This window comes from Sulfuriroseicoccus oceanibius (assembly GCF_010681825.2).
GTDB classification, from domain to species: Bacteria; Verrucomicrobiota; Verrucomicrobiia; order Verrucomicrobiales; family SLCJ01; genus Sulfuriroseicoccus; species Sulfuriroseicoccus oceanibius.
Window position 1 is genome coordinate 3,331,868 of the sequence record NZ_CP066776.1, and the last position, 24,078, is coordinate 3,355,945.

Below are 24,078 nucleotides of genomic sequence, written 5' to 3' on the forward strand. Positions count from 1 at the left end.
GATCCGCAGATGGGCTCGTCAGCGGTTGACGGCTTCTCCACTCACACGCACAATCGGAAGTGAACTTGGCGGACGCCGCCGAATCACCCCGATTCATTTTCCCAGCAATTCTCCAGTACCCGATGAAAAACACAGACGACCTCCGCATTGCCGAAATCGACCCATTGATGGCACCACAACTTCTCATGAAGGAGTTGCCGGTTTCGGACAAAGCCTCCGAACTCGTTGCAGCCACCCGCGCCGCCAACGAAGCTATTCTCAACCGCAACGACCCGCGGCTGCTCGTCGTCGTCGGCCCATGCTCGATCCACGACACCGATGCCGCTCTGGAATACGGTCATCAGCTCAAGGAGCTCGCCGAAAAACACAAGGACACCCTCGTGATCGTGATGCGCGTCTACTTCGAAAAACCGCGCACCACCATCGGCTGGAAGGGACTCATCAACGACCCATGCCTCGACGACTCGTTCGACATCAACCGCGGCCTCCATACCGCACGCAAGCTGCTCATCGATCTGGCGAACATGGGTGTCCCAGCCGGCACTGAGTTCCTCGACACCATCTCCCCGCAGTACATCGCCGACTTGGTTACCTGGGGCGCCATCGGAGCGCGCACCACGGAGAGCCAGGTCCACCGCGAACTCGCGTCCGGTCTGTCGATGCCAGTCGGCTTCAAAAACGGAACCGGCGGCAGCCTCCAAATCGCCATCGACGCAATCAAGGCCGCCAGCTACCCACACCACTTCCTCTCGGTCACGAAGCACGGTGTAGCCGCCATTGTCACCACCGAGGGCAACGAAGCCTGCCACGTCATCCTGCGCGGTGCGTCGTCCGGCCCGAACTACGACGCCGGCAGCGTAGCCAAAGCCTGTGCCGACTTGAAAGCCGCCGGACTCACCGAGACCGTCATGATCGACTGCTCGCACGGCAATAGCAAAAAAGACTACCGCAACCAACCAGGAGTTGCCTCCACCGTGGCCGCCCAGATCGCCGAAGGCAACAAAGCCATCACCTCGGTCATGATCGAGAGCAATCTCCACGAAGGCAATCAGCCTCTCGCCGCACGCGACCAACTCGCCCACGGCGTCAGCATCACCGATGCCTGCGTTAACTGGGAGACCACCGTCGCCATGATCGAAGAGCTCTCCGACGCCGTGAAATCCCGCATGGCCAAATAAGCCAGCACTCACCCGTCGAAGATTTTCCCCGAAGGGGAATCGCAAATCAGCCCAGGGTGAACGGAGCCTAAGGCGACGTCACCCTGGGAACTCCAAACGCAGCCATCCGGCCAAGCGTGCGATCCATTTACCCCGATGAACTCGCCCGCCGGCCGCTCCCACACCTACGCCACGCCTGAAACGGGCACCGACTGACACCCACCACATCTGCAAGAAGCGCCCACCCACCATGCCCGACTCCTACCAACGCATCCGCCTGCTCAAAGACTGCCCATGCGGCAGCGGCCGAAACTACGGCGAATGCTGCCACCCGTACCACAAGGGCAAGGCCTATCCGGAAACAGCGGAACAACTCATGCGCTCACGCTATTGCGCATACTTCTTCCGCCTCACCGACTACCTCGTCAGCACCCACCACCCCGACACCCGGGACAAAAACCTCCGCGACAAACTCGAAGAGGAAATCTACGACCTCAACTGGGTCGGACTGCGCATCATCAACTCAAGCAAGGGCCAGGCCGATGACAAAACCGGCAAGGTCGAGTTCTCCGCCGGGTACTTCTACCTCAACGAAAAACTCGACCTCCACGAGAAGTCACGCTTCCGCCGATTCAAGGGCAAATGGAAGTACCTCGACGCGAAAGGCTAGCCCACCAGTTTTACAGAAATTATAACAACCACCCGCTTGTCACGAGCGGGTGGTTTTTTGCATGCTGCCGCCCATGCGATCCCTCCGTCCCCTTGCCTACGCGGCAGCAATTCTCTCGACCTGTGCAGGGTTGATCTCTTGCGCCACCACCGCCCCAACCCACAGAAAACTCGCCCCCGGGGAATACGAATGGGCACCGCATCGCGCGAAGTCCGGCCCGCTACTCGTCGTTGTCAGCATCGACGACCAAATGGCCTACGTGTACCGCAATGGCCTGGAGATTGCCCGCTCCACAGTCAGCACCGGCCGCCCGGGCAAGGAAACCCCGACCGGCGTATTCACCATCCTTCAACGCAAAGTCGAGCACGAGTCCAACATCTACAAAGGCGCACAAATGCCCTACATGCAGCGCCTGACCTGGAGCGGCATCGCAATGCACGCCGGCAACCTGCCAGGCTATCCGGCATCCAGTGGCTGCATCCGCCTGCCTCTCGAGTTCTCAGAGAAAATCTACTCGATCATGGAGAACGGCTCGACCGTGGTGATCACGCGCAAGGCCTCGATCCCGAGCAAATCAGAGAAACCCGCATCGCTACTCCTTTCGAGCCGCCACCCGGTTCCCAGCGAACGCCCGACCGCCGACCCCGTGGGCACCACCATTTGGCAGCCCGAAAAAAGCCGTACCGGGCCCGTCAGCATTCTCATCAGCTATGCTGACCGCTCGCTCTACGTCTGGCGCAACGGCAAAAAGATCGGCCAGGCTCCGATCGACATCCGCGACAACGTGCGCGCAATCCCCGAAGGCGTCTTTATCATGCTAGAGGGCAAGGAATACTCGAAAGCACTCGGCCGCAATGTAAACCCATGGTCGGTGGCCAGCCTCACCGGAGGCCCGCCCAGCAGCAACGTGGTGGAAGAACTGCGCGCACGCCTCATCCTTCCACGCGGTTACATGGAAAAGCTCAAGACCGTCGTCTCCCCTGGCACGATTCTGCTCGCAACCCGTGAACCTAGCAACCGCAGCACCCGCTCAGCTCCCGGCTTTACGATCATGAAGCCTCAGGGCAAGTAGCACCCTCCGCGCCCCTCAATCTCTCCAATCACGGCATCCCATCCAGCTGCCGTGTTTTTTTCCACATAGAGCGAACGATCGCCCGCGCTCTATGCGTAAGTGCCTCCGCATTCCGTTTACGCTGCTAAATGGAATCGACCAAGTTCCTGCCAAAAGCTCGACCAAAAAGGCAAGAATCCAGTCGATCATCGGGCCATCGTGGGTCACCCTATTCCACCCACGGTTCCCGACGCAGCTCAGGAATTCCTCCAACACGAATCACAGCATGATGATAAAGACAACCACCCTAGGCCTGATGATGAGCTTGGCCGCTCCGTGTTTCGCCGCGCCCACCGCGCTGGACGGATTCACGTTCGGATCCAAGGAAGCCCCAGCCGGCAACGAATGGGAAAGCCCGGAACACCTGGCGCACAACAAGGAACAACCACGTTCGATCTTTTACTCGTTCGGTGACGTGGAGAGCGCACGCAAAGTGCTGCCAGAAGCTTCTCAGTTCTGGAAATCGCTCGACGGTCAGTGGAAGTTCAACTGGGCAAAGGATCCGGACAGCCGCCCGAAAGACTTTTTCAAGCCATCGTTCGACGTCTCCAAATGGGATGAGATCCCAGTGCCATCGAACTGGAACCTACTCGGCATCAAGGACAACCTGAAATACGGCGTCCCGATCTACTGCAACCAGCCGGTCATCTTCAAGCACACCGTCGCCGTCGACGACTGGCGTGGTGGCGTCATGCGCACCCCACCAAAGGATTGGGTGACCTACGAGCACCGCAACGAAGTGGGCTCGCACCGCCGTACGTTCGAAGTCCCTGCCGACTGGGACGGCCGCGAACTCTTCGTCAAATTCGAGGGCGTCGATTCGTTCTTCTACCTCTGGATCAACGGACAGTACATCGGCTTCTCGAAGAACTCGCGCAACGCCGCCATCTTCAACATCACCGATTACGTCAAAAAGGGCGAAAACGTGATCGCGGTGGAAGTCTACCGCAACTCAGACGGCTCGTTCCTCGAAGCGCAGGACATGTTCCGCCTCCCTGGCATCTTCCGCTCGGTCTCGCTCTACTCGACACCGCAGGTTCAGGTCCGCGACCTCTTCATCCTGCCTGACCTCGACGACAACTACGAGAACGGCAAACTCAAGGTCACCGCGGACATTCGCAACCTCAGCGAGGCCAAGGCCGCCGGCTACACCATCGATTACTCGCTTTACGCCAACAAGTTGTTCTCCGATGAGAACGAACTGGTCGACGGCGTGACTGCTACCGCACAGGTTCCTGATGTGGCAGCCGGCAGCGAGCAGGAGGCCGTTGCAGAACTCAGTATGACCGCACCGAAACTGTGGTCGGCTGAGAACCCATACCGCTACACCGTGGTCGCCCAGCTCAAGGACGCCTCCGGCAACGTGGTGGAGACCGTTTCCGCATTCACAGGCTTCCGCGAAGTCGAGATCAAGGAAACCGCAGCGGAAGACGACGAGTTCGGATTGGCTGGCCGTTACTATTACATCAACGGCAAGCCGGTGAAGCTCAAAGGCGTCAACCGCCACGAAACCCACCCGGCCACCGGCCACGTGCTCACCCGCGAGCAGATGGAAGAGGAAGTGATGCTGATGCGCCGCGCCAACATCAACCACGTCCGCAACTCGCACTACCCACCAAACGAGTACTTCTACTACCTCTGCGATAAGTACGGCATCTACCAGGAAGACGAAGCCAACATCGAATCGCACCAGTACTACTACGGCGCCGCGTCGCTCTCCCACCCACCGGAGTGGAAGAACGCCCACGTCGGCCGCGTGCTGGAAATGACCCACCAGAGCAAGAACTACCCGTCGATCGTCATCTGGTCGCTCGGTAACGAAGCCGGCCCTGGCCAGAACTTCGTCCACGCTTACGACGCCCTGAAGAAAGTCGACACGTCGCGCCCTGTCCAATACGAGCGCAACAACAACATCGTCGACATGGGCTCGAACCAGTACCCATCCATCGGATGGATGAAGAGTGCGGTCACCGGCAAAATGGGCATCAAGTACCCATTCCACATCTCGGAGTACGCCCACTCGATGGGTAACGCCGCCGGCAACCTCGTCGATTACTGGGAGGCAATCGAATCCACCAACTTCTTCTGCGGTGGCGCCATCTGGGACTGGGTCGACCAGTCGATCTACAACTACGATCCAGAAACCGGCGAGCGCTACCTCGCCTACGGCGGCGACTTCGGCGACAAGCCAAATGACGGACAGTTCGTCATGAACGGCATCATCTTCGCCGAACGCGATCCAAAGCCACAGTACTTCGAAGTGAAGAAGGTCTACCAAAACCTCGCGGTCTCCGCTCAGGACACCCAGGCTGGCACCTTCGAAATCTTCAACAAGAACTACTTCAAGTCGCTCTGCCACTTCGACCTCTCATGGTCGCTTTGGAAAGATGGCTCCCAAGTCGAGGAAGGTACCATCGACCTGCCGGAAATCGCAGCCCGCACCAAGGCGTCGATCACCGTCCCATACGATGTGACCAAGTTCGACCCGAGCTCCGAGTACTTCGTGAAGTTCCAGTTCAAGCTCGCTGAAGACCAGCCATGGGCCGAAAAGGGCTACGTCCAGGCGGACGAGCAGATCCTGCTGCAGGAAGCCGGCACCCAGCCGTCGATCGCAGAGGTCTCGAAAGCCAATGGCGGTGAGCTCAAAGGCACCAAGTTGAGCGATGACATCACCTTGATCGAAGGCGACAACTTCAAAGCCAAGTTCAACACCAAGGACGGCTCGCTCTACGCCCTCAGCTACGATGGCAAAACCATCATCGCCGACGGCAATGGCCCGCAGCTCGACGCATTCCGCGCCTACGTCAACAACGACGTCTGGGTCTACACCAACTGGTTCGACCGCGGCTTGCACAACCTCAAGCACACGGCCACCAGCTCGAAGATGCGCCGCAATGACGACGGAACCCTGACCCTCGCGTTCATCGTAGAGTCGCAGGCTCCGAACGCAGCCCGCCAACACGGCGGCACCAGCGGCGGCGTCATCCGCGTCGAGGAACTCACCAACCGCAAGTTCGGACCGGAGGACTTCAAGTTCACCACCAACCAAATCTGGACCGTCTACCCTGACGGCTCGATCGAACTGCAGTCGAGCATCACCTCGAACGATCCGGGCTTCATCCTGCCACGTCTCGGCTATGCCCTGACCGTGCCTAAGGAGTTCTCCGAGTTCACCTACTACGGCCGCGGACCGATCAACAACTACAACGACCGCAAGACCAGCCAGTTCATCGAGAAGCACGTCACCAAGGTCTCTGACATGGTGCTCAACTTCCCGAAACCTCAGGACATGGCCAACCGCGAAGAAGTTCGCTGGTGCGCCCTGACCAATGGCAATGCCGGTGCTGTCTTCGTCGCAACCGGTGACATGGCGGTCAGTGCGTTGCCATACACCGATCTGGACCTGGCAGTCGCCGGTCACCCGCACGAACTGCCTGAAGCTGGCGACACCGTGCTTCACCTCGATGCCAAAATGACCGGCCTCGGTGGTGCGAGCTGCGGCCAGGGCGGCCCGCTCGAGCACGACCGCGCCTACGCCAAACAAACCGACTTCGGGTTCATCATCCGCCCAGCAGGCGCTGACCTGGCAAAAATCGCCAAAGTCTCGCCAGCCGGCCAGGTGCCAATCTCGATCACCCGCTCGTTCGCTGGTGACGTGACCATCGCCTCGGCCAAGGATGGCGCCGAACTCGAGTACTCGGTCAACGGCGGTACCGCCAAAGCCTACACCACTCCGGTTCCTCTCCGTGAGGGCGGCACCATCCAGGCGTGGTACAAGGGCGACAAGCAGTCCAGCACCGAGATGACGTTCGCCAAGATCGATAAAATCGCCACCCGCGTCGTCTTCGTCAGCAGCGAAGAACCAGGCGGCGGCAACTCGGCCAAGAACCTCGTCGACAGCAACGCCTCGACCATCTGGCACACCATGTACTCGGTCACCGTTGCCCAGTACCCACACTGGGTCGACTTCGACGGTGGTGAGGTGAAAGAGATCAAAGGCTTCACCTACCTGCCACGTCAGGACGGCGGTGAAAACGGCGACATCAAAGACTTCACCATCCAGACCAGCCTCGACGGCAAGGAGTGGAGCGAGGTCATCCACAAAGGCACATTCAAGCGCAACAAAGCCGAGAAGCGCGTAATCTTCGACAAACCAGTCAAAGCCCGCTACGTCCGCTTCACCGGCGTGAACTCGCAGAACGGTCAGGACTTCGCCGGCGGTGCCGAGTTCAGCCTCCTCGCTGACTAAGCCCCAATTCCCAACATTCCAACCAAAGGCAGCACGCATCCCGCGTGCTGCCTTTTTTTGTCCCCTCCACATCCACCCCGTCGCTCGCCATCGGACCACCGGATTTCACCTGCCCTGCATCCCATTCAGGCGGAGCCTGCCACCCGCGCCGCCACGACGGTGAGGACACCGTCACTCCAACCACCCCGCATCGTAGCAATGCCCATCAGGAGCCTCGACGTCCCCGTCGATTCCACCCCCAAGCGAGCGCAGCGAGCACTCCTGCCCTCCTGCAAGGAGGACGGATCAAAGCACCGGGCTGCAGCCCTGTGTCACCACGCCCCGCCCAAATCAGGCCACGCCAAACCAGATCGACCAACCTGCCCTCCGCTCAGCCCCCCATAACACACCTCTAAAGTACTCAAGATGATACATCTACGACTCAATTGTCATCCTGCTCACCCACCAATAAATTCTCCCCGTGGCATCCCTCCCTTTACCTGATAACCGAACACTGCAGACAGTCGACGTCTTGAAGGGCGAAATCGATGCTGGCAGGTTCGCCAACTATCTTCCAGGAGAGCGTGAGCTGGCCCGCCGGATGAATGTAAGCCGCAAGACACTGCGCAAAGCCATCGACATCCTCGAAGCGGAGCAACGCCTACTGCCGGCAAGCCCGGGAAAACGGCGCCAGATCCGCAACGGCCCACACAAACGCACCACACCAAAGGACACCGCGATGGTCACACATCAGCGGGTCGTCACCATTGCCCCCAAGGCATTGGATCAGATGGGCGGCCCCGAGCGACTTTTCCAAAGCACACTGAACCGGCTTTGCACCAAATCAGGGATCGATCTGACACATCGCCACATCGACATCCGCCACATGCAGCGCCCCTCGCACAGGTTGACTGAGTTCGTCGACCGGAATCCGGCCGAGCTCTATTTGCTGCAACATGGGTCGCTGGCAATGCAGCGATGGTTCAAGTCAACACAGACCCCATGCCTGGTTCTTGGAGACCGCTGGGATGATCTCAAGCTCCCGAACGTGTCCGCAGACATGGGCGCCATGGCAGTCCACGCTGCGTCATTGCTTCAACGAAAAGGACACCAACACGTCGCCATGCTCTTCCCATCTCCCAGTAAAAGAGGCCTAGAGATCTTTGCCGACCGTCTGGTGGCTACCCATCAATCGCTAACGTTGACCCTCGCGAAGCACAACGAATCTCCGGAGAGCATCGTGAACGCCGTTCGAAAACTCCTCACCGACGTCCGCCCACGCCCCACCGCAATCCTCACTCCAACCGTATTTTGCGGCGTCACAGTGTTAACCACGGCGAGCCAACTCGGCCTCAAGGTCCCGCAACAGCTCTCGATCATGTGCCTCAGCCACGATCGTCTGTGCGACTACACCTCCCCCTCCCTCGCAGGCTATTCGTTCAGCATGGATCGCTTTGCAAAAGAGGTGCATCGCAGCATCACCCACACGTTGCGACACCCCACCACCAATGCCAAATCGACCTCACTCATCATGCCCGACTTCGTCCCCGGCGACAGTGTGGGATTGGCCACGGCTTCCTAAGCTCCATCAAGTTCGCCACAAACCGGCACCCTAGGAGACCACCTGAGACGCCTCGCGGACGCCCCCTCACCATGTGTAGATTCCGGCCTCTGATGAGATCCGGTCAGGACCCGCCTGCCGGATAACCCCGAATCAAAAGAACCATGATTAAGCAAACACTTGCGGCTCTTGTCGCTACCACCCTGGGTGCCAGTGCAGCAACCATCATCGCCTCCACCAGCTTCGAGACCTCCGATGGCTTCCCTAACAACACCGTTACAGGTGGCTTCAACGTCGTCACCTCGGACGGTGCCACCTGGACCGCTGGCGGTGCCACTGGAAACTACGCAGGCGCATGGGCTGGACAAGCCCTCACCGGCACGCAATCCGCTGTGATCGGTAACGTCTCCACCACCGACCAATTCATCACCGTCGATGCCGCAGGCGCGGACGGCGTCGGATCGATCACCTTCAGCTGGGAACGCTTCACCACCACAAGCACGCCTCTGCAGGTTCAGTGGACCACCGACACCATCGACGGAAACGAACTGTGGAATACCGTCAGCACCATCGACCTCACCGGACCTTCCCCTTCTAACGGAGGTGGCGGCTGGACCACCGAAACCATCGCCATTAATCAGACCGGCGACGTCAAAGTCCGACTCTTCCTCTCAAGTGGCGCGACCAACACCGGCGGTGCCAGCTTCGATGACATCTCTGTGACCGCGGTTCCAGAGCCATCCTCAGCAGCTCTCTTCGGCCTGGGCGGCCTCGCGCTCGTCCTTCGCCGCCGCCGCTAAGGCTGGCCATTTTAAATTTCGTTTCACCACGAGCCGGTCGCATCACTCGATGTGGCCGGTTCTTTTTTTTCGCCCCGCTCGCGCTTCTATTCGAGTATCACCACCGTCTTCTGCTTCGTGCCCTCGCTGTGTCTTAGCGCCAGATCCAATTGATCAAACGGGAAGGTGACCGGTTCTTCCACATTGATCTCTCCGGCCAAAACCTGAGCCAACAGGCTCTCACCATCCGCCATCAATTCTTTCCATGCCTCACGATCTCCATACTCATGAAGCGCGCCTAGAGCGATCTCATGATAGGAAATGGTGCGGGTGAATGGCGCATCTACAGGCGATGGGATGCGGTCTTGGATGCACACAATGTGACCGTTGGCCATCAAGCAGGGCACCACCATCGCTGCATTCTTGCCGCCGACCGCGTCAAACGCGGCAAAGTAAGACTCAGGCACCTCAGTCAGGGCCCGATAGATGCGTCGAATGCCCAGCTCTGCGGCCTGGGCGTCACTTAGGCTGGCCGACACCACGTCGATCACAAATCCGCGCTGCGCGAGCAATTGAACCAGCAGTTTGTTCACCGCCCCCAAGCCAACCACCAGAGCACGTTTCCCTTGTTTGACAGGGATCTTCTCGACCGCTTGCCACGCGGTCAGCATTGGGCAGGGCAAGGCCGCCGCCAAACTGGCAGCCATGCCCACGGGTGTGACCATCACCCGTTCCGCATTCACAAGCGTATGAGTGGCGAAACTCCCATCGCTCGTCAGGGACGCGTGATAGGCCACCTGCATCCCGACAAGCTTTGGATCACCACCATCACCTACGGCGACCACCGTACCAGAGCCATCTACCCCGGGAACATGTCCCTCCTGCCAAGCCAGCGGATTCGCTTGAATGAACTTCCAATCCACCGGATTGATGCCGATGGCCAGGTTCTCGATCAAGAGCTCGCCCGCAGCCGGCGCGGGCTGAGGAAGGCGGCTGAGGGCAACTTGGTTACGAAGCGGGTCGAAGGCCCAGGCGTTCATTGTGGTCATGATGGCTGCTTGTTTTACCTCCCCGAGACACGTGCAATTCGAAACCAACCGAAGAAGCCTATTCCCCGAGGAGTTCTCCAACAAGCCATTTCACGTCAGGTTCGCCCGCACTCCCTCCGTCGGTGAGGACACCGTCAGTCCAGCACACGTAGAACTCCCCTTCTCTACGTCTAGCCATCTCTGCGTAAGCTCGCCCCTTTCGCTCACCGCTCACACTCCAACCTGCGCCCTACCGGACCGCCGTTCTCCAGTACGGCCACCAGACCCCAACGAGCGCAGCGAGCAATACGCCCCCATTTCGACAGAGAACGGATCAAAACACAGAGCTTCAGCCCTCCCGTCCCCCCTCATCCAACATCCGTTGAATCGTTTGCTGGACATCGGCGGCGCGGGCATCATCGGCGTTGAGTAGCTGAGCAAAGGTAACATCCACCTTGAGAGGGAACCGCTTGGATCGCCCTTTCATCATGCCTTTGCCCCAATGGCTGAAGAACGATCCGTAAAGCCCCGCCAGTGCGACGGGTACAACTTTGGCCCCAGAGCGCTTGGCGATGATCTCCATGCCTCGCTTGAACTCATTCATCCCACCGTGGCGGGTCAGTTTTCCCTCGGGAAAAATGCAGACCACTTCGTCGTTGTTCAACGCATCGACACAGGCCTTGATCGCGGCGGACGCGTTCTTCGAGGTATCAATCGGAATCGCCCCGCCGATGCGGAACGCCCAGTTCGCCCACCACATGTCATAGTAGGACTTGAGCATCAGAAAGCGCACGGGGCGATGGCACGCCGCCATCACAATGAACGCATCGACATAGCTGACATGATTTGCAGTGAGCAAGACCGGCCCATTCGCCGGCACGTTGTCAGGATGGTGGCTGCGCACGCCGTAGACCACACGCACCACAGGAAGGACGAGCGCTTTAAGCGTATCCAGCGGTAGCAAGCGCATGGTGTAAAGCGTGACCAACCCTGTCGCCACCGCGGCCACGAGCAGTTGGGCGTTGATCGAAAGATTGAGTCCATCGCGCAGCGCGAGCTGAACCCCAACGGCGCCTAGGTTCGCCAGAGCATCAAGCAATGCCGAGGCCGCGAGCATCCGTCCACGGCGCGTCGGCGTGCAGACATCCTGCAGGTAGGCATTGAGCGGAGTCAGGAAACAACTACCGGCAAAACCCAACACAAAAAGCACCGCAATATAAAGCCACTCACCAGGTTCGCCGGCCCACGGCAGCACCGCCATCGACAACGCAAAAAACGCGCCACCAATCGGGACGATTCCAAGTTGGATCCGCCGCTTGGACACCGCGGCGGTAAACGCGCCACCGATCGCCACGCCCAGCCCCATCCACGCCATCATCTGACCGGCAATCCGCCCGGCCTCACTGGTGCCGCCCGCGATCTGGTCCGCCTTCTCGGTCACCACCAGCAGGATGAACATGCCAACGCCCCAGAAGTACGCCTTGCCCAACGCGCTGCGCCGCTGGCGCTTCTCGGCACACAACTCGGCAAAGTAATGGAACTGCTTGGTCAGGATAGCTGGCGAGAATGGCTTCGGATCGTGCGCTGGCGTGCGCCGGATCCGTCGACTCACAATCACCGCTGCAATCGACACCACAAACAACGCGGCCATCGGCGCTGCTGCTGCTGACCACGGACCGAGCGAACCCGTCAATCCATCGTAGACCGATCCACCCAACGCGGAGCCCGCGATGATCGCCACGATTACCCACATCTGCATCCACCCCGCAGCCGCGCCCAGCCTGCTGCTGCCCAACAGTTCTTTGACAATCCCTACCTTGGCCGGTGAGAAAATCACCGACTGGATGGAGATCAACACGAAGCCGATCACCGCTCCCCAGATCCACTCAGCATACAAGGAGCCCGCAATGATAAGAAAACAGAGCAACTGCAACCACATGCAGGAGACAATGACCCCCGCCTTCGAATAGCGGTCGGAAAACCAGCCAGCCAGCGGCGAGAAAACGATGAACGTCAACGCGGCCAGCGCGCCCAGCACGTGCTGGAAGGGCATCGCATAACCCGAGCCCGGCACCGCCCAAACGATTCCCAGGTTCAGCGCCACACCGATCAGCAGGAACTTTACGACGTTATCGTTGAGTGCATTCAAGGTTTGAACGCTCAACAAGCCGCGGAACGACGGCCAATCTTCTTGGTGGTTTTCGGTTTCCGGATCCATGGGGGTCGGTAGGATTTTCAATCACCCTGCCCAGAGAACGGCATCATCGCAGGGCATTGAGCGCGCATAGTTTGCGCGATCCCCACTACGCCACAAGCCCGAAAAATAGCAACACGGCAAAGCCTCCTTTACAGGCAACATGCAGCAATTGATCTGCAACAAACCCAAGTTTCCCCTCACACCGGATGGCGTCTATCACCGCATGGAGAACCAGTTCGGTACATCCCAACACCACGGACCCGGTCAGAGCCCAGACCAAACCTGCGTGGATCAGCGCATGGGCGATCAAACAAACAAACCACCCACCACCAACCAAATCACCACCTTTTTCCGTTACGAGGTGGCGGTTCTTCCCCGTCGCCAGAAACTCTCCCTGCAGAGGAAAATCCCCGAGAGCGTGCCCGATCAACAGCGCGAAAAAGAGCGTCAGCGCGCCAGCGACACTGCCGAATGCATCGAGAGACAGCGTGGGCGAGGCGAGCATGATTAAGGGGTCCATCATCGAGGCGAGTAATAATCTATTTCCAGCCCGCGTGGTCCGCCATCGCCCGCTGGAGCATGGCAAAGCGTTCGTTCATGGCCCGCAAGCGTTTGCTAAGCATCCGGCTGATCCCCAACATCAACGCCGCACCGCTGGCGGGATGCGAGTCGACAAACGTTTCCAAATCCTCACGCCCCACGCGCCAAACCCGAGAGTCCTCGTGAGCGGTCACATCCGCACTGCCCTCGCCCGGATCAAACACATTCACCTCGCCAATAGCCTCGCCGGGAGCCGCGCGCCACAGCAAGGTGCGCGTTCCGTTGCGCTCGCGCGAGACATGAAGAAGCCCCGAGAGCAACAAATAGAGTTGCCCTTGGGGCTCGCCTTCTTTGATTAGTTCACTCCCCTCGGTTGCGTCTATAAACTCACCATATGAGCTGAGCAATTTGCGATCCTCGTCGCTCATCTGCTCCAAGAACCCGATGGCAGGAAGTTCTGGTGGTGATTGGGGCGTCTGGGGCATAGCTGCTGGCAATGAGTTCGACCAGCAGTCTAGCCCGCGCCCCCACCCGAGGTAAACGCAATTATCCGGAGGGGATCAGCGCTTACTTGACCGCGGCGCCCAACACAGCGCGCACACCACGCCCGTCGGACTTCAGCTTTTTGAGCAAAGCGGTCAGCTCCTCGACCTTCTGCGGTTGCTCTCCTGCCAGGTTCTTTTGCTCACCTGGATCAGCATCCAAGTCGTACAACTCGGCAGCTCGGTTGGCGTAAGCCGGAATAAACTTCCACTTCCCTTGGCGGATCGCGACGATCGCCGCTTCTTCCAGCATTACTTCGGCTCCCTTGTCCGCGTTGGCAAACCAGGCACCGGACATATCGCGGCTGTCGATCGCCTGAGTCGCCGGCACCTTCACATCGAGCATCCCGGCAAACGAGGCCAACAGATCGATCTGATTTACCATCGCGTCGGAAACTTCACCCGCCTTCACATTACCAGGCCAACGCACGATCGTAGGCACACGGGTGCCCCCCTCGTAGATCTGGTACTTGCCACCACGGAATGGCCCCGAGCCATCATGCCCTCGGTCACTCTCCTGGCTCGATGTTAACACGGTCGTGCCATCATGATAGCCGTCGTCATAAACAGGACCATTGTCGCTGGAGAAGATCACGATCGTGTTTTCCGCCAGTCCCTGCTCGTCGAGCGCCTTCATGATCTCGCCGACCGACCAGTCAAACTGCACCATCGCATCACCGCGGTAGCCGAGCTGAGACATCCCTTTGAAGCGTGGATGCGGCGCGCGTGGGACGTGGATGTCCTGCGATGCAAAATAAAGGAAGAACGGCTGGTCTTTTTCTTTAGCCTTCGCCAAGTACTCGCGGGTCTTCTCGACGAACACATCGCTCATCGTTTCATCGTTCCACAGCGCGGACTTGCCCCCCCACTGGAACCCAATACGGCCGATCCCATTGATGACCGAATTGTTGTGCCCGTGCGAGCTCTTGTAATAAGTCATCGCTTCCGGGTTCTTGCGTCCATCCGGGTATTCGGTCGCTTCCACCCCGTTCGGCTTGCTGCCAACAAAGAGCGGGTCTTTCGGATCCAAGTTCACGACCCGGTAATTCTCAAGATAGACGCATGGCACGCGGTCATTTGTCGATGGCAGGAGGAACGAATAATCGAAGCCAATCTCGAGCGGTCCGGGTTTCACATCCCCATTCCAGTCGACCGGCGTCTTGCCGTCACCGAGCCCGAGGTGCCATTTGCCGATCACCGCTGTCTGATAACCCGCCTGCTTGAAAACCTGTGGCAGCGTGAGCATCTCTGGCTGGATCGCCATCGGCGCATTCGGCGCAAGAATCCGCACCCCGTGACGGAAGCCGTGACGCCCGGTCAGCATGGAAAAGCGCGAGGGCGTGCACGTGGCCGCGGAACAATGCCCGTCGGTGAAGCGCGTTCCTTCATCTGCGAGCTGGTCAATGTTGGGAGTCGGGATCATCTCCGCGCCGTAAGCGCCCACATCACCATACCCCACGTCGTCACCATAAATCAGAACGACATTGGGCTTTGATTCAGCAGCATGCACGGCACTGACGGCCAGCGCTCCAGCGAGGATGAGAGAAAGTCGATGCATCATAATTATCTACTAGCAGGGCGCCTTAACGCCGACGAGAAAGACCTACCTTTCACCGAAAGTGCAAAAAAAGATACATAAAACGCCCTGCGGATCACGGGGAATCCACAGGGCGCCTCTTTTCAGATCTACCATTAATCTCTCGCGAGCGATGGAATCCACCATCGCTAGCCGGCCATTCTCTTTAGAAGGTCACGGCAAGCGAAACGCCTCCAATAAGCAAGTCATCTTCGCTGTCTTCCAACACATCCATCGCCAGCGTACCGCGGATGAATGGAGTCAGTGTTGCGTTATCGGTAAGAGTGATCGGAGCCGAGATCTCAAGGAACGAGTGGTTGAAGCCGTCCCCATCGACGTAGTAGTCGACGTTGTACGCCACGCCAATCTCAGCGGCCCATGTCAGCCGGTCCCAAATCAGGCATTGGGTCTCCGCTGCGAGTGAGGTTTCGATATAGGTGCCCTCGGTTTCGAAATCGTAATAGCCTCCCAGGTTCCACGCCACAGCAGGCACGATCTGATAGGAACCGAATAGACCAACCTCGTGTGCCTTGGCCCCACTCTCACCAAAGTAGTAGTACGTGTACCCAGCTCCGAGCTCGAATGCACCAAAGCTCTTGGTCACATCGGCCACCAAGTTGAGCTCGGTATAATCGTCCTGAACCAACGATCCGTACCACGTACCGAGACCGAGCTCGACATCGTTTCCGAGGTCAAACCCCGTCGACAAACACACATCCACCAGATGGTCGCCAAAATCGACGCCTCGGAATTCATAGCTGCTCGAGTAGCCGGCAACCAACTTGCCCGAGAAAACCGAAGGGCTTTCACTAACCACCTCAGTCGCTTTTGGAGCCTCACCAGCAATAACAGGAGCGGCAACCATCAACGATGCCGCAAGGGTTTTAATCTCTAATTTCATACATTTCTGGGTTTTGTGACGCTTTACGATCCCGATCAATGAGCCTCCTAGCATCATGCGACTCACGGGAGGGCTCCAGCCACACAAGCGGATGGAACCCACTGGTCCTCAAGCACTAGACGTGCCAACAAACCCAAATGACACAAATTTGTCATACAGGGTCAACAATTCCCCCCGTCAAACACACTGGTCTCCAGCTAATCCTCTCTTGCGATCACTCGCATCCACCACCACGGTAACTATCAGCCTATGTCAAAATCCGGAGTCACAGTGGATGCCGCAAACGATGGGGCCGCCCGGCGCGAACTCGGCGGCAACCTCGCGGGAAAGTCCATCCCCCACCAAGTCGCGGTACTCGCGATCTGGCCGCTGTTAGAACAACTTCTAGGGTTCCTCGTCGGCATGACCGACTCCGTACTCGCAGGCCGCATTGGCGAAGGCGCGGAACGTGTCGCGGCACTGGATGCTCTGGCTCTGGCTGCCTACCTCACTTGGTTGATGATGATCCTGCAAGGCGCAGCCGCGACCGGTGGCATGGCGATGATTTCCCGCGCCACTGGAGCTGACGACAAGGAACTCGCCAACCGCTCGCTAGGCCAGGCGCTTTTGCTCGGCTGCGTTGCCGGTATTCTGGCGGGTGGTGCCCTGCTACTCTCTATGCCACTGCTGGTGAAACTCTTCGGGCTCTCTCCCGAAGCAGGCCGGCTCGCCACCATCTACATCGATATCGTCGCGCTCAGCGCGCCATTCAGCGGCATCATGTTCGCCGGCAACGCCGCGCTCCGAGGATCGGGAGACACGCGAACCCCGTTCTTCGTGATGACCTTGGTCAATGGCATCAACATCGGACTGAGCTGGCTCTTCGTTTACGGCCCCGAGCCATTTGGAGGCAGAGGCATGACCGGCATCGCTCTTGGCACGACCATTGCCTGGGTCATGGGGGCGCTGGTCCTCACCGTGGTTCTTTTGGTTCGTTCAAAGGGGCTCAAACTAAACCTCAACGCACTGCGCCCGGACTACGACGTCATGCGGCGCATCGTGCGCGTCGGCGTCCCATCAGCGATCGAAATCTTCGGCATGTGGACCATCAACGCCCTCGTCGTGCGCATCATCAGCGGACTCCCCGCCGAGGGCACGCTCGGCGCCCACTTCATCGCAATCCGCTGCGAATCGCTCAGTTTCCTGCCGGGCTTCGCGCTCGGCGCCGCGTCTGCGACTCTCGCCGGCCAGTACCTGGGGATGGAGGACAAATCGCGAGCCAAGCAAGCCGCATGGACCTGCTGGATCGGCGGCGGTGCATTGATGACACTCATTGGAATCGTCTTTCTGGTCTTTTCAGAACAACTGGTCGGCCTGATTGCTCCGGACTCCCCAGTTCACTTGGAATTGGCCGCTCCCATCGTCTTCCTCTGTGGTCTGACCCAGCCCATGTTGGCCACGTGCGTGATCCTCAAAACCACCTTCCGTGGTGCTGGGGATACCAAAGCCGTCATGCGCTACTCCTACGGCAGCATGCTCATCGTGCGCCTCGGCGGTGCCTATCTGGTCGGCTCCGTGCTGGGATTGGGCCTGTGGTGGATCTGGCTGGTCATGTCGTTTGACCTGCTCACTCAGGCCATCATCTTCGGCATCCGCTTCCACTCCGCAAAATGGATGGACGCCAAGGTCTGACCCGCCGCCTCGTTACACTATCCCATCAAGGCGCAAAAAAGCCGCCACCAGGAATCACCCCAGTGGCGGCCGATTGAACTTCTTCGAAACGATTACCGCTCGCTGCCGCTCTTGGCTTTACCTTTGCCGGTGCGCCCGGTGACATCGAACTCAAGCGCGTCCTCACTGTCGGACTTGCGCACTTGAACGGTGTCGCCCTCGGCGATATCCCCGACCAAAAGTTTCTCTGCCAGCGGATCTTCAAGATAACGCTCAACCGCACGGCGCATCGGACGCGCGCCGTAGCTCGGATCGTATCCCTTCTCGATCAGCAAGTCTTTCGCCGAACTGTCCAGATCCATCGAGATCTGCTTCTCAGCCAAACGGCCATCCACCTTTTTGATCTCAAGGTCCACAATGCGCACGAGATCCTTGCGCTCCAGCATGTGGAACACAATCAGATCGTCGAGTCGGTTCAGGAACTCAGGCTTGAATGCCTTGCGCGCCTGCTCGGTGAGCTTGTCTCGCATCACGTCGTAGTTGGCATCTTCTTCGCCGGTCGCGGCACCGAAGCCCATCACGTTCTGCTTCTTGATCAACTCCGCACCGACATTCGACGTCAGGATGATGATGGTATTGCGGAAATCCACACGGCGCCCGAGGCTGTCGGTGATCATCCCTTCCTCAAGCACCTGCAACAACAGGTTCATCACGTCCGGGTGCGCTTTCTCAATCTCATCGAAAAGCACCACCGAGTATGGACGACGACGCACCTGCTCGGACAGCTGGCCACCTTCCTCGTGACCGACATAGCCCGGAGGCGATCCGATCAATCGGCTCGACGTGAACTTCTCCATGTACTCGGACATGTCGATCTGGATCAAGGCATCCGGATCACCAAACATGAACTCCGCCAGGTTGCGCGCAAGATAGGTCTTACCCACACCGGTCGGCCCAAGGAACACAAACGATCCGATCGGACGACGAGGGTCTTTCAAGTCGGCACGGCTACGGCGCAGTGCCTTGGAAATAGCGACCACGGCCTCATCCTGGCCGATGACGGACTCACGCAACTCGTCTTCCATTTTGAGCAAGCGCTGTGTCTCCTTCTCCTCCATCCGCTGCAATGGCACCCCAGTCCACTTGGAAACCACTGCCATGATCTCGTCGTCATCGACGTCGACAATGGTCTCCTCGCTCTCGGTGCGCCATTCTTCCAACACGCTCTCAAGTCGAGCCTTGGCTTCCTTCTCTTCGTCGCGCAATGCGGCTGCCTTTTCGAAATCCTGATCCTTGATCGCCTCGGATTTGGCGCTGTGGATCTCCTCGATCTCCGCCTCAATGTCCTTCACCGACGGTGGACGGATCATAGACGCAATCCGAGCCTTGGCACCAGCTTCGTCCATGATGTCGATCGCCTTGTCCGGCAGGTAACGGCCAGTCAAATAACGTGCGGACAAACGCACCGCAGCCTCGATCGCCGCGTCAGAAAACTTCGCCTTGTGGTGAAGCTCGTACTTCACCTTCAAGCCCTGCAAAATCTTGATCGCATCGTCCACCGAGGGCTCATCAACCTTGACCTGCTGGAATCGACGCTCCAACGCGCCATCTTTCTCGATGTGCTTGCGGTACTCGTTGATCGTTGTGGCACCGATGCACTGCAGCTCGCCGCGGCTCAGCGACGGCTTGATGATGTTCGACGCGTCCATTGCGCCCTCGGCCGATCCCGCACCCACGATGGTGTGCAACTCATCAATGAAAAGGATCACATCACCGGCCCGACGGATCTCGTCCATCACCGCTTTGATCCGTTCTTCGAACTGACCACGGTACTTGGTACCAGCCACCATCAAGGCAAGATCCAAAGTGATCACCTTCTTGTCCCGCAGGATTTCAGGCACCTCACCGGCAGCGATCTCTTGCGCGAGACCTTCAACGATCGCGGTCTTACCCACGCCCGGCTCACCCACGAGCACAGGGTTGTTCTTGGTCCGGCGGCACAAAATCTGAATCACACGCTCGATCTCCTCAGACCGACCGATCACAGGATCCAAGCCCCCTTCACGAGCCAACTCGGTCAAGTCGCGACCAAAGGCACGCAAAGCCGGTGTGCGCGACGCCTTCTTCCCACCGAGCGCCTCTTCTTCACCAGGCATCTCGTCCATCTCGTCCTCGTCCGGCCCCTCGCTGAAGTTCGGGTCGAGCTCCTTGAGAACCTCGTTGCGCGCGGTGTCGATGTCCACGTTGAGGCTCTCAAGCACTCGTGCAGCGACACCTTCGCCTTCACGCAGCAAGCCCAGCAAAATGTGCTCGGTGCCCACGTACGAGTGGTTCAGCGCCTTCGCCTCTTTCGAGGACAGAGCCAACACCTTCTTCACGCGAGGTGTGTAGGGAATGTTGCCGGACATCTTGTTTTCAGGCCCGGCTCCGACCTGCTTCTCCACCTCCATACGCACCGTATTGAGGTCCATTCCAAGCTTCTGAAGCACATTGACAGCAACACCCTGGCCCAGCTTGATCAAGCCAAGCAGCAAGTGCTCGGTGCCAACATAATTATGGTTGAAACGGTCGGCCTCCTTGCGGGCCAACGCCAAAACTTGTTGAGCTCGTGGGGTAAAATTACTCATGTATTTCTCAAGTTGAAAATTCAACGGGTCTCGTCGCCCGATGGCGAAGTCGCGTCCCATGTCCCGTCGCTATCTGATGGCATATCAGGCTCAGGGACTGACTTCAATTTTGTTCGCAACAATTCGGCTCGCACCACGTCCCGTTGCTCAGGACTGAGCGTCTCTTTGGCCAACAACTGCAAGTGGGCCGGCTGAATCTCCATCAACAACAGCTCAAGCGACTCGTCGGACCATTCCGGGATCAATCCACAATCCATCCCAAGACGCATCAAGGACAGCTGGTTCAATGCCTCTTTACTGGTCATCACGTGCGCGAAACGCAAGTTCGCATACGCCCGCCCGATCTGATCGCGCACCATCGTCGCATTGTCCTCAAGCAACTTCTCACGGGCAGCCAACTCATGACGAATCGTCCGCTCGATCACCCGCTGCAGTCTCTCGATAATATCGCGCTCCGACTCCCCCAGCGTCCGCTGGTTCGACACCTGGAAAAGGTTCGCCTGCGCCTCGGAGCCCTCGCCAAAAATCCCGCGCACCGCCAGACCGATCCGGTTGGCAGCTGCAATCACCTTACCGATCTGGTGACTCAACACCAAGCCAGGCAAGTGCAGCATCACACTCGCACGCATCCCCGTCCCAAGGTTACTCGGGCACGAGGTCAAGTAGCCGTACTTCGTGTCGAAGGCATAGTCGAGCTCCTGCTCCAGGCTGGAGTCAACGCGGTCGATGAAATCATACGCCTTCTCAAGATCGAAGCCGGGAAAAATCGCCTGAATCCGCAGGTGATCCTCCTCATTGATCATGATGCTCAAGCTTTGCGAGCGGTTGATTACCACCGCACTGCCATTCGCATTGCCAGCCTGCTCTCGACTGATCAAATGCCGCTCCACCAACACTCTCTTGTCGATCGCGCTGAGGGAATCCAGCGATTTTGAAAAGCCCCGCTCCATCTCAGGCAACGCCTCAACCGCAGGCAGAATCCGATCCAATGCGTGCATCCGCTGGTCCGGCTTCGCCCAACTAGGAAATACCTCGTCACACAAGTTGCGAGCCAACCGGATCCGACTCGACACCACCACCCCATTGGAGCGCTGCTGCCCGCCAGTCATCCAGTCCGCGGGATATTTCAGCAATGTTGAGAATCGCATCATGAAAGAATCGCAATATAAAAGGGGATCAGCCACCAGACAACAGTACGAACGAAGCCCACCGCCGCCCCCGCCTTAATCTTTTCCTGAGGAATCCGAATCAGCAGCGCCCTCGGCGATCGTTGCCTCAACCTCGGTAAGCTGGTCGCGGAACCGCGCAGCATCTTCGTACCGCTCTTCCGCAATCGCCTTGGCCAACTCCTCTTCGAGCTCCTGACGGCGCTCATCGAGCACCCGCCGCATCACCGCACCACTCGGAACCTTCCCGTGGTGACGAACGCCCTTGTGCATCGCCTTCACCAACGACTGCAAGCTGGGAGCGAACGCATCGTAGCACTTCGCACACCCCAACCGCCCCGACTTCTTCAGCTGCTCCAACGGATAGCCACAGGATGGACACTCCGTCGCCTCAAAGCCCGGGATCTCCACCTCCTCTTCGTTGCCAAACCCGAACAACAGATCAGCCAAAGCGAACCCGGTCGGATCCGTCACCCCTTTGTCTTGGGCGCAGGTCTCGCACAGGTTCACTTTCTGCATCTTGCCGTCGACGATTTGCGTCAGGAATACTGTCGCCTTCTCGTCGCAAAGATCACACTTCATACCCATCGTTGTTCGTCAGATTGTTCAACAGCGGCCATCGACGCAGGCCGACAGCTCGCTCAACAAACCGCCGGGCATGCGTGCCGCACCAGCTCACACACCAACTGGAGTGCCGGATTCCGCCACCAGCGCACGGTATTTCGCGATCAATTCACGCGTAATCTCACCCGGCTGCCCGGACCCAATGGTTCGTTTATCCAACGATACGACTGGAATCACTTCGGCGGCGGTTCCTGTCAGGAAACATTCATCAGCAGTGAAAATCTCGTAGCGACTCATGTACACCTCGCGCACCTCGTAGCCGCTCTCCACAGCGAGCTTCATGATGGTACGGCGGGTAATCCCGTCAAGCGCGCCCGCGGAAATCGACGGTGTGAAAATCACCCCGTCACGAACCACAAACACATTGTCGCCGGTGCACTCGGCCACGTAGCCCTGCTCGTTGAGCATCAGCGCCTCCAATGTGCCAGCCTGGATCGCTTCGATCTTAGCCATCACGTTGTTGAGGTAGTTGAGCGATTTCACCTGAGGCGAAAGCGACGCAGGAGTCGGGCGGCGCGTGGCACAGGTGATGATGTCCAAGCCATTCTGGTAAAACTCTTCAGGGTAGAGCTTGATAGTGTCGGCAATAATGATCACCGAAGCCTTCTCACAGAGGTATGGGTTCAGCCCGAGCCCACCGGCTCCGCGGGTCACCACCAGACGGATGTAACCATCGCGCAAACCATTGGCCGCCACAGTGTCGACGGTCGCCTGGGAAATCTCTTCAAGTGACATTGGCAACTCGAGGCAGATCGCACGCGCGGAATCCTCAAGGCGCTTGATGTGCGCATCGAGTTCGAAAATCCGGCCGTTGTAGATCCGGATCCCTTCAAAGATCCCATCACCATAAAGCAATCCGTGGTCGAAGACCGAAATCTTCGCCTCTGACTTATCCACCAGCTGACCGTCGATATATACTTTCATAGGAAACTGACGGGCAAGATGGCGCAATCCACGCCCCCCGCAATTAAAGATTCCTGACAATCGAGAGATCACAAGCGCCTCGCACCCTGCACCCCTCAGAGGACACCCGCCGTCGGCGCAGCATCCGCAGAAATCTGCCCATCCACCAAATGCAGCACCCTGTCCCCAAGATGAGTCAACCCTTCGTCGTGAGTGACCACCACCAGCGTGGTTCCCTTTTCGCTCACCAGATGCGTTAAAAGCTCCATCACCTCCGCTCCCGCTTTGCTGTCGAGGTTCCCTGTCGGCTCATCGGCAAAGAGAATCGCCGGCTCGTTCACCAGCGCCCGGGCAATCGCCACGCGCTGCTGCTCACCTCCCGACAACTCACTCGGCAAATGGTGCAGCCGATGCCCCATTCCAACCCGCTCCAAAATATCCTTGGCCTGCTCCAGGCGATCGTCACGCCCAATGAATGCAGGCAGCAACACATTCTCCAATGCAGACAGCTCAGGCATCAGCAGGAAGTTCTGGAACACATACCCCATCATCTGGTTGCGAGTCCGCGAAATCTCCTTCCGGCCACCACGGTACAACGACTTCCCGTTGATCAAAACCTCGCCCGATGTCGGCCGCTCCAATCCGGCAAGCGTGTACATCAACGTCGTCTTCCCCGCGCCAGAGGGCCCGCACAAAAACACCTTCTCACCACGCTGAATCTCCAGAGAAACCCCGCGTAGTACATCAATCTGGCGCCGCCCAATCCGGAACTGACGCGTCACATCCCTCGCGCTGATCAATCCATGATCCATATCACC

The 24,078-nt window shown here is 58.6% G+C and carries 18 protein-coding genes; 7 read left to right on the forward strand and 11 right to left on the reverse strand.

What is annotated here, in order from left to right:
- Positions 1-122: 122 nt before the first annotated feature.
- From G3M56_RS13495 to G3M56_RS13520, 6 genes are all read left to right on the forward strand, one after another.
- Positions 123-1,178, forward strand: coding sequence for a 3-deoxy-7-phosphoheptulonate synthase (locus G3M56_RS13495; protein ID WP_164364710.1), 1,056 nt, complete (start codon positions 123-125; stop codon positions 1,176-1,178).
- Between the two features lie 229 nt (positions 1,179-1,407).
- Positions 1,408-1,827: a YchJ family protein gene (locus G3M56_RS13500; RefSeq protein ID WP_164364712.1), complete on the forward strand. Its 420-nt coding sequence runs from the start codon at positions 1,408-1,410 to the stop codon at positions 1,825-1,827.
- Between the two features lie 73 nt (positions 1,828-1,900).
- Positions 1,901-2,899 carry a L,D-transpeptidase family protein gene (locus G3M56_RS13505; RefSeq protein ID WP_164364714.1) on the forward strand — a complete coding sequence of 333 codons (999 nt, stop codon included), beginning with the start codon at positions 1,901-1,903 and terminating at the stop codon, positions 2,897-2,899.
- A gap of 268 nt (positions 2,900-3,167) precedes the next feature.
- Positions 3,168-7,187, forward strand: coding sequence for a glycoside hydrolase family 2 TIM barrel-domain containing protein (locus G3M56_RS13510; RefSeq protein WP_484600519.1), 4,020 nt, complete (start codon positions 3,168-3,170; stop codon positions 7,185-7,187).
- Positions 7,188-7,647: 460 nt separating this feature from the next.
- Positions 7,648-8,748 (forward strand): substrate-binding domain-containing protein, encoded by a 1,101-nt coding sequence (locus tag G3M56_RS13515; protein WP_164364716.1) that lies wholly within the window; start codon positions 7,648-7,650, stop codon positions 8,746-8,748.
- 143 nt (positions 8,749-8,891) lie between these two features.
- Complete coding sequence (locus tag G3M56_RS13520; protein WP_164364718.1) at positions 8,892-9,527, forward strand: PEP-CTERM sorting domain-containing protein; 636 nt, start codon at positions 8,892-8,894, stop codon at positions 9,525-9,527.
- Positions 9,528-9,613: 86 nt separating this feature from the next.
- On the opposite strand, the gene G3M56_RS13525 is transcribed toward G3M56_RS13520, so the two are convergent.
- From G3M56_RS13525 to G3M56_RS13550, 6 genes are all read right to left on the reverse strand, one after another.
- Entirely contained in the window at positions 9,614-10,555 is a 942-nt protein-coding gene (locus tag G3M56_RS13525; RefSeq protein WP_164364721.1) for an alcohol dehydrogenase catalytic domain-containing protein, read from the reverse strand.
- A gap of 328 nt (positions 10,556-10,883) precedes the next feature.
- Entirely contained in the window at positions 10,884-12,752 is a 1,869-nt protein-coding gene (locus G3M56_RS13530; protein WP_164364723.1) for an MFS transporter, read from the reverse strand.
- A gap of 85 nt (positions 12,753-12,837) precedes the next feature.
- Entirely contained in the window at positions 12,838-13,254 is a 417-nt protein-coding gene (locus tag G3M56_RS13535) for a DUF3307 domain-containing protein (protein ID WP_235203466.1), read from the reverse strand.
- A 16-nt stretch (positions 13,255-13,270) separates the two neighbouring features.
- Positions 13,271-13,756 (reverse strand): Crp/Fnr family transcriptional regulator, encoded by a 486-nt coding sequence (locus G3M56_RS13540; RefSeq protein ID WP_164364725.1) that lies wholly within the window; start codon positions 13,754-13,756, stop codon positions 13,271-13,273.
- Positions 13,757-13,838: 82 nt separating this feature from the next.
- The gene (locus tag G3M56_RS13545; protein ID WP_164364727.1) at positions 13,839-15,374 is read right to left on the reverse strand and encodes a sulfatase family protein; all 1,536 of its coding nucleotides are present in this window, start codon (positions 15,372-15,374) and stop codon (positions 13,839-13,841) included.
- 181 nt (positions 15,375-15,555) lie between these two features.
- Positions 15,556-16,290 carry a hypothetical protein gene (locus G3M56_RS13550; RefSeq protein WP_164364729.1) on the reverse strand — a complete coding sequence of 245 codons (735 nt, stop codon included), beginning with the start codon at positions 16,288-16,290 and terminating at the stop codon, positions 15,556-15,558.
- A 249-nt stretch (positions 16,291-16,539) separates the two neighbouring features.
- On the opposite strand from G3M56_RS13550, the gene G3M56_RS13555 reads away from it, so the two are divergent.
- Positions 16,540-17,961 (forward strand): MATE family efflux transporter, encoded by a 1,422-nt coding sequence (locus tag G3M56_RS13555; RefSeq protein WP_164364731.1) that lies wholly within the window; start codon positions 16,540-16,542, stop codon positions 17,959-17,961.
- A 92-nt stretch (positions 17,962-18,053) separates the two neighbouring features.
- Here the strand turns inward: G3M56_RS13555 and G3M56_RS13560 are convergent, their stop codons facing one another.
- From G3M56_RS13560 to G3M56_RS13580, 5 genes are all read right to left on the reverse strand, one after another.
- Entirely contained in the window at positions 18,054-20,567 is a 2,514-nt protein-coding gene (locus tag G3M56_RS13560; protein ID WP_164364733.1) for an ATP-dependent Clp protease ATP-binding subunit, read from the reverse strand.
- A gap of 20 nt (positions 20,568-20,587) precedes the next feature.
- Positions 20,588-21,718 carry a protein arginine kinase gene (locus tag G3M56_RS13565; protein ID WP_235203467.1) on the reverse strand — a complete coding sequence of 377 codons (1,131 nt, stop codon included), beginning with the start codon at positions 21,716-21,718 and terminating at the stop codon, positions 20,588-20,590.
- A 72-nt stretch (positions 21,719-21,790) separates the two neighbouring features.
- Positions 21,791-22,315: a UvrB/UvrC motif-containing protein gene (locus G3M56_RS13570; protein ID WP_164364735.1), complete on the reverse strand. Its 525-nt coding sequence runs from the start codon at positions 22,313-22,315 to the stop codon at positions 21,791-21,793.
- Positions 22,316-22,408: 93 nt separating this feature from the next.
- On the reverse strand, positions 22,409-23,281 hold the full coding sequence (ilvE, locus tag G3M56_RS13575) for a branched-chain-amino-acid transaminase (protein WP_164364737.1): 873 nt from the start codon (positions 23,279-23,281) through the stop codon (positions 22,409-22,411).
- 95 nt (positions 23,282-23,376) lie between these two features.
- Complete coding sequence (locus G3M56_RS13580; protein WP_164364739.1) at positions 23,377-24,072, reverse strand: ABC transporter ATP-binding protein; 696 nt, start codon at positions 24,070-24,072, stop codon at positions 23,377-23,379.
- Between the last annotated feature and the right edge of the window lie 6 nt (positions 24,073-24,078).

Coding starts and splice junctions, on each gene's coding strand:
- G3M56_RS13495 (WP_164364710.1), top strand. CDS start 123: ATGAAAAACACAGACGACCTCCGCATTGCCGAAATCGACCCATTGATG.
- G3M56_RS13500 (WP_164364712.1), top strand. CDS start 1,408: ATGCCCGACTCCTACCAACGCATCCGCCTGCTCAAAGACTGCCCATGC.
- G3M56_RS13505 (WP_164364714.1), top strand. CDS start 1,901: ATGCGATCCCTCCGTCCCCTTGCCTACGCGGCAGCAATTCTCTCGACC.
- G3M56_RS13510 (WP_484600519.1), top strand. CDS start 3,168: ATGATAAAGACAACCACCCTAGGCCTGATGATGAGCTTGGCCGCTCCG.
- G3M56_RS13520 (WP_164364718.1), top strand. CDS start 8,892: ATGATTAAGCAAACACTTGCGGCTCTTGTCGCTACCACCCTGGGTGCC.
- G3M56_RS13525 (WP_164364721.1), bottom strand. CDS start 10,555: ATGACCACAATGAACGCCTGGGCCTTCGACCCGCTTCGTAACCAAGTT.
- G3M56_RS13530 (WP_164364723.1), bottom strand. CDS start 12,752: ATGGATCCGGAAACCGAAAACCACCAAGAAGATTGGCCGTCGTTCCGC.
- G3M56_RS13535 (WP_235203466.1), bottom strand. CDS start 13,254: ATGATGGACCCCTTAATCATGCTCGCCTCGCCCACGCTGTCTCTCGAT.
- G3M56_RS13540 (WP_164364725.1), bottom strand. CDS start 13,756: ATGCCCCAGACGCCCCAATCACCACCAGAACTTCCTGCCATCGGGTTC.
- G3M56_RS13545 (WP_164364727.1), bottom strand. CDS start 15,374: ATGATGCATCGACTTTCTCTCATCCTCGCTGGAGCGCTGGCCGTCAGT.
- G3M56_RS13550 (WP_164364729.1), bottom strand. CDS start 16,290: ATGAAATTAGAGATTAAAACCCTTGCGGCATCGTTGATGGTTGCCGCT.
- G3M56_RS13555 (WP_164364731.1), top strand. CDS start 16,540: ATGTCAAAATCCGGAGTCACAGTGGATGCCGCAAACGATGGGGCCGCC.
- G3M56_RS13560 (WP_164364733.1), bottom strand. CDS start 20,567: ATGAGTAATTTTACCCCACGAGCTCAACAAGTTTTGGCGTTGGCCCGC.
- G3M56_RS13565 (WP_235203467.1), bottom strand. CDS start 21,718: ATGATGCGATTCTCAACATTGCTGAAATATCCCGCGGACTGGATGACT.
- G3M56_RS13570 (WP_164364735.1), bottom strand. CDS start 22,315: ATGAAGTGTGATCTTTGCGACGAGAAGGCGACAGTATTCCTGACGCAA.
- ilvE (WP_164364737.1), bottom strand. CDS start 23,281: ATGAAAGTATATATCGACGGTCAGCTGGTGGATAAGTCAGAGGCGAAG.
- G3M56_RS13580 (WP_164364739.1), bottom strand. CDS start 24,072: ATGGATCATGGATTGATCAGCGCGAGGGATGTGACGCGTCAGTTCCGG.